The sequence below is a fragment of the Streptomyces sp. NPDC057271 genome (assembly GCF_042668715.1).
Lineage (GTDB): Bacteria > Actinomycetota > Actinomycetes > Streptomycetales > Streptomycetaceae > Streptomyces.
In genome coordinates, this window is the sequence record NZ_JBHUYJ010000172.1 from 1 (window position 1) to 9,381 (window position 9,381).

Here is a 9,381-nt window from a genome sequence, read left to right on the forward strand (position 1 = left end):
GTTCGTCGCCCGCGAGATCTACCGCCACCTACCCCACGTGATCCACACCGCCCGAAAGCTCCCACAGACCACTTGACGATCTATAGGAGCTTCTCCCGGACCGGGTCCGCAGCGCGGCCCGCCTCGTTAGGTACGGCCGGAGAACGCCGCTAACCTCCAGCACAACCCCGCCCCGGAGGAACGCCGTTGAGCGCTACCCGGAGCGGTCCCAGCCCTGCCATGTCCTGAGAGAGGCCCTTCCCGTGAGCTACACGCTGCACCGAGGCGACGCCCTGACCGTGCTGAAGTCCCTTCCGGACGAGAGCGTCAACGCCGTGATCACCGACCCGCCGTACAACTCCGGCGGCCGTACGAGCTCGGAACGCACCGGACGGACCGCGCGTGCCAAGTACGTCACCAGCAACAGCGCCCACGACCTCGCCAACTTTCCCGGCGAGAACCGCGACCAGCGCTCCTACCGCTCCTGGCTGACCGAACTGCTCACCGAGGCGTACCGGGCCTCGACCGAGCACGCGGTGGCCATGGTCTTCACCGACTGGCGCCAGGAACCGACCACGTCCGACGCCCTGCAGATGGCTGGCTGGACCTGGAGCGGCACCATCCCGTGGATCAAGCCCGCCAGCCGGCCCCGCAAGGGCGGGCCGAAGCAGGACTCCGAGTTCATCATCTGGGGTGTCAAGGGATCCCTCGACAACACCCGTGACCTCTACCTGCCCGGCCACTACATCGCCTCCCAGCCCCGCAAGGACCGGGTGCACATCACCCAGAAGCCCGTCGAGATCATGCAGCAGCTCGTGCGGGTCTGCCCCGAGGGCGGCACCGTCCTCGATCCGTTCACTGGCAGCGGCTCTACGGGCGTCGCGGCGCTTCGCGAGGGACGTCGCTTTGTGGGCGTCGAGCTGTCCTCGCACTACGCGGAAGTGGCCGAGCAGCGGCTCCGCGCCGAGCTGACCAAGGACGACTTCGACCTGGCCGGGCCGGAGGCGTGATCAGGAGAGCGGAGAGAGCCAGGGGGCGGCGGGCCGCAGACGCCGAAGGGCGGCGGGTGCATCGAGAATCCGATGCACCAGCCGCCCTTCTCGTTGCGTCAGGCTGCCTCGAACGCCCGCCGGATCAACGGCGCCGCCTTCTCCAGGTCGGCCGCCGAGGCGAGGCGGACCTCCAGGTCCCCGGTCCCCAGGTGCCCGATGCCTCGCATGTCCCGGGTGAAGCCCTCCTCCAGCGCGACCGTGTTCGGGTCGAGTCTGAGATAGACCAGGATCGCCTCGTGCTTCGGACGGAAGATCACCGATGCCACGTTCACCAGCCGCCGGTAGGCGATGTAGTGCCGCAGCGGCGCCACTTCGACCTCGCCCCACGCTGTGAGCGCCTCGTCCAGCTCCGCGTACAGGTCCCGCAAGGACTCCGGCACGAGGCTGGCACCCGTCGGCGCAGGAGTCGCTGGTGCCGCCGGCGCGCTGCCGACCACCGCGTCCCGCTCCCGGCTCCGCCGAGACGAAGCGGCGCTCGGTGAGCCGGGCGAGGAATCGACGAGCAGGAGACTCAGCAGGCCGCCCTCGAAGACCCGGTAGCGCACCAGGTCGATCCGCTCGGGCAGCCACTGCACGGCCACACGGTCGTGATGGGAGAAGCCGGCCGCGATGCAGACCATCCGCGGACGCCGCCAGTCGATCGACTCCGCCGCCTCCCCGCCCAGCACCTTCCGGACGAGCGCCTCGAACTCGTGCTGCGCTGAACGCAGCCAGGACAGGTACGAGACGGCCTGCGACAGCACCCCGCTGTCAGAGCCCCTCTTGAACTCGATCACGACCGGGCTGCCGTTCTCGTCCAGCCCCAGCGTGTCGATCCGCCCCCGATGCCACGGACCGGTCGCATACTCCGACGCCACGAACCGGATACCGAGCATCTGCTCCAGCCCGGCCTCGACCCGCCGCTGCAGCTCCACCTCCAGCGCCACCGTCGAACCGGACAGCTCGACATCCCGCCCGTCCGCGTCCCGCCGGAACAACGTCAGCTCGGCCACCAGCTCCCCTCCCGCAATCTCCGCAAGAAGACCAATCAACGGGAGCGTCTGGGTATTCCGCTTGGGCAGAGGGAAGGCGTATTACCTCGATCTCTGGGCCAGTACGCTCGTGCCAACATTCGTTGTCCTCCGGCTCTTCCCCGAACGCTCGGGGGCCTCTTGTTCGACCATGGAATCGGCCAACTGCAGGATGCTGCCGTCACCTCGGCAGACCCAGCGGCTGCTCCGAACCCGGTTCATCGGGCCACATTTGGCAAACCGCCGGACGATCGACGGCCGGACGTACAGTGTCGGAGGTGTCGCTCCCGGGGAGCGGGCGGCGGACGCAGGGCTTCGGCGTAGTCGCGTGACGCCCGGTTTGTGATCACCCGAGGCCGAGGAGAGCGAGAGGGTGACGGGGATCCCGGGCGTTGTGGCGGAGGCTGGCCGCGATGTTCTTCGCTCCGGCTGTCCGGAGGACTCCGATGGCGAGGTTGCGTCAGGTGGCCATCGCGCGGGGAGTGTTGCCGGTCCGCAGCTGGGAGGCGTCCTCGGCGAAGGTGGTGTCGCGGACGTGGTGCAGGGCCTCGATCGTCCAGTGGTCGCGGACGAGTCGGGCGAGCTGGGATGGGGTGGCCTGCTCGGCGGTCAGGCTGGTGACGGCGTAGACCCTCTTGACGATGCTCCTGCCGGTCTTGCGGTCGGTGCGGCGGCGCTTGATCTGGACGGCCTGGCGGGCTACGGGAAAGAGGAGGCTGTTCACGGTGGCGGCCTTGATCCGGCGGATCTCCGAGCGGGCGCGGCCGACATCCTTGGTCCGGCCCTGAAGCGGGATGTCCCTCCAGAGAAGGGATTTGAGCTGCTTGCGCAGCTTCTTCTGGTTGCCCTTGACGATCACTATGTAATGGGCGCCGCGGCCCAGGAGGTAGTTGGCGTGCTCGTGCTGGGTGTGCATGGCGTCGCTGGTGATCACGGTGCCGGCCAGCTCGGGCACGGTGTTCAGCAGCGGTTGGAAGCACGTGATCTCGTTGGTCTTCTCGCCGAGGTCCAGCTGGGCGAGGACGAGGCCGGTGGTGTGCTCCAGTGCAGCGAGCAGATGGATCTTCCGGCCCTTCGCCTTCGCCGTCCCACGCAAGCTCTTGCCGTCCTCCGCCAGGCCGCGCAGCCTGGCGGCCCCGGTCGCCTTGGGTCTGCGGTCCGCGAGCCAGCGTCCGACCGCCCGGTCCAGCGCGTCGCCGTCGAGGCGGGCCAGCAGCCGGCGGACAGTGGTCTCCGAGGGCAGGACCCGCCTGGGCAGCAGCGGATTGGGGTCCGCACCGACCTGTTCCAGCACATGCGCCGGAGCGTCGGCGATCCACTCGCCAACCGCCAGCAGCGAGGTCGCACCGGCCAGCACCGCACACGCGGTAAGGGCGAGCACGACGGCCAGGCGGTGGCGCACTCCGCGCGGATCACGCGGGTCGGGCACCTCGGCCAACCGTTCCAGCAGGCCCGGGACCTCCTCGGGTCCGACCTGCGGATTCTTGCGCAGTTGGTCAAGATCGGGCGGGATCAGCGACGATGTGTCGGCAGGCAACGGTCTTCCACTCGGATCACGGGGCGTGGAGAACTCCATGATCTTGGAAGTCGTGCCTGCCACGTTCCAGCGCACTACCGAACTGACAGGCCGCCACGAACCGGGCGTCACGCGACTACGCCGAAGCCCTGCCTGGCAGGGGCCTTCGCTCACTTCCCTGCGGTCAGCTTCCCGCAGCCTCCAGCTTGGCGACGAGCTGATCGGACGGGATTGGGTCGGTCATCATGCCCCCTCGGTCTTCTTGCCGGGGGTGAACGCGGCAGCGACGAGTTCGAGGGTGATCGCCGCCTTTACGACGACCGCGTCTGTCGGCTCCTCGACTTCGGCTGCGCGGAGGTTCTCGATGACCATCTTGACCATGGGGTTCGTGCACAGGACGACTGCCTGGTCCTGGCTGGTCGGGATGCTGGGCGGGAAGTGCACGATGCCCGCGCGGGCGAGCTCGGTCTCAATGGTGCGGGCCACAGTGCTGCCGGTGCGGCCAGCTCCGAGGATGTCGCGCAGGCGCCGGACGCTGACTTGGAGAACGCCATGCTTCTGATCGATCTCCTCGACCAGGGCGGCGAATACGAGCGTGGTCGATGCGGTCACGATCGAGTTCCGTCCTGGGTCCGCAACTGGTTCTGGGGGTGGACGAAGGGGAGGCCGTCCGCAGTGTAGACAGTCTCCGTGAAGGTCTGGAAGCCGAGGTTGTTGAACGCCTTCATAGCCCGCGGGGAGTCAACGTTCCCCAGGTCTTCGCTGCCGACGACGGTCCGCAGCAGGTCCTTCGGCGCCCAGAGGACGGAGCCGACGAGTACGCCGTGGCGTTGAGGGCGGACGTTCGGACGCGCGTCGGCTGCGGCCAGGAGGACAGTCCCCTCCGTGAGTGTGATCTGCTCGCCGTTGATGGTGAGGGTGTGCGTGGTCAAGGTGGTTCCTTCCTGCACAATGAGGCCCCGGCCACCGGACGGCAGCCGGGGCGATCGTAGGACAACCTTCAGGGAGCATCGGGCCGCGCGCACGGCGGACCAGCAATCCGGGCACTTCTTCCAGCGCGATGTCTGGATGCTCTCGAAGTCGGTCAAGGGCAGGCGGGATCGGTGATGATGCTTCGGCGGGCACGGTCTTCCCGGCAGGTCACGGGCGTCGAGCCCTGTTTCATTCGCCCGGGCCGACCAACCTGGCAGCTCGTCATGAACCGGAATTCTGGTGACTATGTCGAATCCCTGCACACCCAACCCACTGCGTACGTGAAGATCACGGGATGGATCTTCAGGAATTTGGGGCCATAGCCGCCGTTGTCGTTGCTGCCGTTGGCGTCCCAGCAGCGCTCGTTGTGGGCCGTTGGCAGATGAAGGCAGCCATACGTGCCGCAGAGCAGTCAAGTCGCGCTGGATTCGCCCAGGCAGAGGCCAGTTACCGCGCTGCTCTCGACGCTGTGCGGGCCGAAGCCGCCAACGCGCACTCTCAGTGGCGGCGTGGGCTACGGCGAGACGCCTATACAGCGCTGCTCTTGGCCGTCCATCAGGCGCGTACCGCTGGCCGACTGCTGGCTGAAGGCTCCCTCGAAGACCGCGTGTCTCGCGGGGTGTTTCCGGCGCAGCGCACCGCTCTTGCCGAAGCCCGGATTGCGACCCAGGAGGCCGCGCTCGTCGTCTCCCTGGAGGGCCCAGAGCAGCCTGCCGTCAAGGCAGAGGCTCTCGTTCATCGCTGCGAGCGGTTCATCGACGTGCGTGAAATAAGAGCGGAGGTAGACGAGGCCGCGCACAGCATCTGGGCTGCACGCGCCGGCCTTGCCGTAGACGATCCGCTGAGCGAGTTCGTCGAAGCCACGGAGGTAGTCAAGGCACAGATCCATGTGTACCCGGACGGCCCGGCGGCCCTGGAAACAGAACTACGCGTGCGCTCATCGCCATCACAGATCCGCGACCTGCAAGACGCCGCGTTTGCAAAGCTGATGCAGATACCCAAGTCTCTTCGCAAGCAGGGAATGACCTTCCTCCACGCCAGCCTGAGGCACCCGGACTTGGTCCGCGAAGAGCGGCAGGGGACCGATGCGCAGCTTCTGGATGCCCAAGAGGAGTTCCTCGCCGCTGCCAGGGCTGTCCTGGATGGCAACAGCACGTCTCAATGAGCCCGCCAACGTGATTTCCGCTGATCAACGGGGCCGGTGTGCTGTCTCGGTGAGGTGCTCGCGCGGGTCCGGCCGGCGATCGTTAGCACGTGATCGTCTGCCATGGGCGGTCTCTGGCGTTCTCGGATCGGGGCGGCGGACCGGCTACGGCCTCGGGAAGTGGGGGTGCCGGTCGTACTCGGGGTGACCCGGGAGGCAGATGTCCACGATCTGTTCACCCGGGATGTCGGCGGTGTAGTGGATGGTGACGCCGTTGCCGTCCAGGCCGAGGTGGATACCGATGAAGTCGAAGATGAGTTCCCGACCCGTGCCCACGGCAGCTTGAGTGGAAACGTCGATACCCGCGATGATCAGCGATGGGTGCCCGAGGCGGCGGATGCTCTCGAACTCGCCGTCCGTCCAGACGGGGCCGAACTGCCGCACCTCTCCGCCCCAGTTCGACAGCAACCGGTGGGGCCACGACTTCGCGAGCGGCTGTCGAGAGCTGACCACGCTCACCTCTCCGAACCGATACCGCACCGCGTGCGGCGGCTCGTGGACGAGCGCGGTCGATTCACGCAGCGCGTTCAGATAGTGCGCAGGGATGCTGCCCGCCTCGATGGCCCTGGCCACCCGCTCGGTCAGGGAGCCTTCGGTCAGGGTGCGCAGGCCGGACGCCCGGACGTCCTCGATCTCGTGATCGAGGAGCCGGGTCGCGTGGTACGTGCGCAGCAGGCGTCCGGAGAGCATCTCGCGGACCTGGTCGTCGTGCTTGGCGAGCTCGCTGGCCTCGTTGTGGAGGTCACTCCCGGTGTCGAGCTTTCCGGTGACGGCGGAAGCGAGTTCGGCGATCAGGTCAGAGAGGTCAGCCGGCCACGTGGCAGGGGCGTCGAGGTCGACGGTGTTGGGTGCGGTCACGACACAGGCTTACCGGATCGGGACGGGCACGCACACCGGGATATCGGCGGGCACGACCCCACGAGCGTGTGGTCGCCCCGGCGGTTACTCGGCCTGCTTGCCCGGCACATTGCGGAGCAGCGCGGCCGTCATTGCCAGCAGGGTCTCGGCTTCGGCACGGCTGTAGTCGAAGTCGCGGGTTACCTCGTCGTCGTGGAGCGCTCCGCTGGTCTGGCTGTAGAGAGAGTCCAGAATCCGCCCCCAGCGCTCGGACTGGCTGCAATCACGCGGGCGCTTGCCCTGGGCGGGCTTGTCCCAGCCGCAGTTCTGCTGCACCCACTCCAGCGCCCGCCGGATCTGCAGAATCGCAGGCAGGATCTCGCTGGCGTTCAAGAGCCGCTGGGCTTCCCGCAGGGTCCGGCCCACCTTGTCCCGCTCAGGATCGCCGAGCGGATACGGGACGGCCATCTCGTACGCCGCCGAGGGGCCCAGCTGCGCGAGCTGGTCCTCCCACCGGCTCTTGGCGATGGTGAACCGCAGGGATTCCTCTGTGGAGCCGGGGTACCCACTTGCTCGGGGCAACGTCGCCCGCAACGTGATCTCGAACGCGATGTCTCCCTGACGTCCCTCGTCCACCGCGTACACCTGGCGCGAGGTCAGCGGGAAGGACAGGTTCAGGCGGTGGATCAGTATCTGCTCGGTGTACGGCAGGCTAGTGGTGTGCCGGGCGAGCCGCGACCGCTGACCGGGCACGGCGCCGAAGCCATACAGGTCGACCTCAAGGGCGAGAATTCTGCCGGCCTTGACGAACGTCGGCACGGAGACAGCGAGCGGGACGAACAGCTCATGGCCGCCGAGCGCAGGACGCAGAGCCACCTGATCGCCGCTCACCTCCACAGCAAACCGGATGTTCTCGTCGAAGCGTAGTTCCTGCACCATGCCCCCCAGGGTGGTCGTGATCAATGCTCTGATCCTGCCGCACCACCACCGGCAGGCGCACTGCCAATTGGAGGCGGCCCCAGATTCGCTGCCACCAGCGAGGCGGAACCGTCCGCCAGCGCACGGTCGGGCCATCCTGAGCGGCAACGAGGCGTGCCGTACACATATGTGCACCACCAGCACCGGGCACGCAGCCACATCGGCCGCGCAGTACGCTGTCCTATCTCGCCCCAGCGGCACCGCGGCGAGCTGCGCCTGCGACAACCCCATGACCGTGACCCTCAGCGACAGCGAATACGGTAGGGAACCCGTGTACTACGGGCGTTGTGACCAGGAATTCCTTTCATACGAGGAACTGACTCGACGTTGAACGGCCGCTGCGACTCGGCCCGAGGCGGCCAATCCGGACATCTGCCCCAGGCTCGATCAGGGTCGCCTCGGGAGCCCCGGCCAGCGCGACGGGCGGCACACCGGACGCGGAGTGGGGACGCGGGCGAACTTCGACTTAGAGTTCCCCGGCACGACCTGGTCATCTGTGAAGCTGGGCCTCAGCGGCTGCCCAGGCAGACGGCACGGGATCCGATGTGTACGGATCCCCCGCCTTGCTGAACAGCCCGCTGCCACTGTTCCCACGGTTGTGCCCGAGGTCTGCTCGTCCGTCACTGCCCACGCTCCGTCGCTTCGAACAGTCTCGGTCGCGCGGTAGGGTTCCGCCCCGGAGTGCCACGAGGGTAGGGGGATGTGTGAGTACTGACGTTTTTGTCGCTATTTGCGCTGCCGGGATCAGCGCCATTGCCGCAGGCGTAGCCGTTTGGCAGGCGCTGGTCGCGAAGCGGCAGGCGCGGACTGCCGAGGACTCTGCTCTTTCCGCTCGGCGGCAGGCTGATGCGGCGGAAAAGCAAGTGCAGCTCATGCAACGTCAGATCGACGGCGAAGAGGCGGAGCGGCACGACGCCAACGGGCCGAGGTTCAAGCTGGGTTGCGGGTGGCTGGAGCGCGACCAGGGTGGTGCGCCCAGGGCGACCCTGAGCCTGCGGCACGAGGCTGGTCTGGCGTTGTCCAGCGTCAGGGTGACCGTGACTGGGCAGTACATCGAAGGTGTCCGGCCAGACCCGGATGAGATTGCTGCTCTGCCATCTCTGGACCTCGGCGAGAGTTCGGCCGGGGCTGAGCTGACGTTCTGTGTCGGAATCGATGACCGATTCGTCTCGCCCGTCCAGGTAGCGGTCCACATCGAGAGCAAGGCCCGGGACAGCACCTCAACCTGGACACGCGATCTTGCTCTCAGCACCGAACCGCGCCCGGAAGGACTCCGGAGCATTCGTCGGCGCTCTGTCTCGTCCTGATCCCCAGCTGCGGCAAGGCGCTGTGGCGGCCGCCGCACTCCCTTTCACGAGGGTGAGGTATGGGCTTCGTCCTCGGTGAGAGCACGCAGCGGATCCTCGGCGCTCTCACCGTCGCCTTCCACTCATAGCCGCACGTACCTGCTGACTGTCGTTTCGGTGTCTGAGCAGCTTCTCGTTCTAGTGTCCGTGGAGATGGGCCCTGAGTGGCCTTTCCTCTCGCATGGTCAGGCGGCTGACGGGCGCCGCGTGAGAATGCCCAGCGTGGCAACGAGAGTCAGCACACAGACAGAGCCGAGTCCCCACCACCAACGGTGGTGGGGACTCTTGACTACGGAGCTGCGCCCCGCCTGCGTGCGCTTGGGCTACATACCCTTGGACTCGACGTAGGTGCTGTCGAACCAGTCGATGAACTCGCGCACGGTGCCGATCTGAGTGGACGTTAAGTCCGATCTTCCCTGGTTCGTGGTCGCTCGATCGTGGTACTGATGGCTGCGCGGGCCATGTAATGGGCATGTCCATGTTGAGA

At 67.2% G+C, this 9,381-nt stretch carries 9 protein-coding genes; 3 read left to right on the forward strand and 6 right to left on the reverse strand.

Annotated elements, in window-relative coordinates:
- Nucleotides 1–242: 242 nt before the first annotated feature.
- Nucleotides 243–989: a DNA-methyltransferase gene (locus ACFUJR_RS37720; RefSeq protein ID WP_383181798.1), complete on the forward strand. Its 747-nt coding sequence runs from the start codon at nt 243–245 to the stop codon at nt 987–989.
- Between the two features lie 98 nt (nt 990–1,087).
- Here the strand turns inward: ACFUJR_RS37720 and ACFUJR_RS37725 are convergent, their stop codons facing one another.
- The 4 genes from ACFUJR_RS37725 to ACFUJR_RS37740 form a co-directional block, all read right to left on the reverse strand.
- Nucleotides 1,088–2,023 (reverse strand): DUF5655 domain-containing protein, encoded by a 936-nt coding sequence (locus ACFUJR_RS37725; RefSeq protein WP_383179841.1) that lies wholly within the window; start codon nt 2,021–2,023, stop codon nt 1,088–1,090.
- A gap of 478 nt (nt 2,024–2,501) precedes the next feature.
- Complete coding sequence (locus tag ACFUJR_RS37730) at nt 2,502–3,578, reverse strand: ISAs1 family transposase (protein ID WP_383179838.1); 1,077 nt, start codon at nt 3,576–3,578, stop codon at nt 2,502–2,504.
- 222 nt (nt 3,579–3,800) lie between these two features.
- Entirely contained in the window at nt 3,801–4,169 is a 369-nt protein-coding gene (locus ACFUJR_RS37735) for a hypothetical protein (protein WP_383179835.1), read from the reverse strand.
- Nucleotides 4,166–4,489, reverse strand: a complete 324-nt coding sequence (locus tag ACFUJR_RS37740; RefSeq protein ID WP_383179832.1) for a hypothetical protein — start codon at nt 4,487–4,489, stop codon at nt 4,166–4,168. The genes ACFUJR_RS37735 and ACFUJR_RS37740 overlap by 4 nt, the downstream gene beginning before the upstream one ends.
- Before the next feature lie 584 nt (nt 4,490–5,073).
- Between ACFUJR_RS37740 and ACFUJR_RS37745 the strand changes: the two genes are divergently transcribed.
- Nucleotides 5,074–5,694, forward strand: coding sequence for a hypothetical protein (locus ACFUJR_RS37745; RefSeq protein WP_383179829.1), 621 nt, complete (start codon nt 5,074–5,076; stop codon nt 5,692–5,694).
- A 144-nt stretch (nt 5,695–5,838) separates the two neighbouring features.
- On the opposite strand, the gene ACFUJR_RS37750 is transcribed toward ACFUJR_RS37745, so the two are convergent.
- Both ACFUJR_RS37750 and ACFUJR_RS37755 read right to left on the reverse strand, forming a co-directional pair.
- Nucleotides 5,839–6,591, reverse strand: a complete 753-nt coding sequence (locus tag ACFUJR_RS37750) for a hypothetical protein (protein ID WP_383179821.1) — start codon at nt 6,589–6,591, stop codon at nt 5,839–5,841.
- Between the two features lie 84 nt (nt 6,592–6,675).
- On the reverse strand, nt 6,676–7,533 hold the full coding sequence (locus tag ACFUJR_RS37755) for a hypothetical protein (RefSeq protein ID WP_383179818.1): 858 nt from the start codon (nt 7,531–7,533) through the stop codon (nt 6,676–6,678).
- 719 nt (nt 7,534–8,252) lie between these two features.
- Between ACFUJR_RS37755 and ACFUJR_RS37760 the strand changes: the two genes are divergently transcribed.
- Nucleotides 8,253–8,855 carry a hypothetical protein gene (locus ACFUJR_RS37760; RefSeq protein WP_383179816.1) on the forward strand — a complete coding sequence of 201 codons (603 nt, stop codon included), beginning with the start codon at nt 8,253–8,255 and terminating at the stop codon, nt 8,853–8,855.
- The last annotated feature ends 526 nt before the right edge of the window (nt 8,856–9,381 follow it).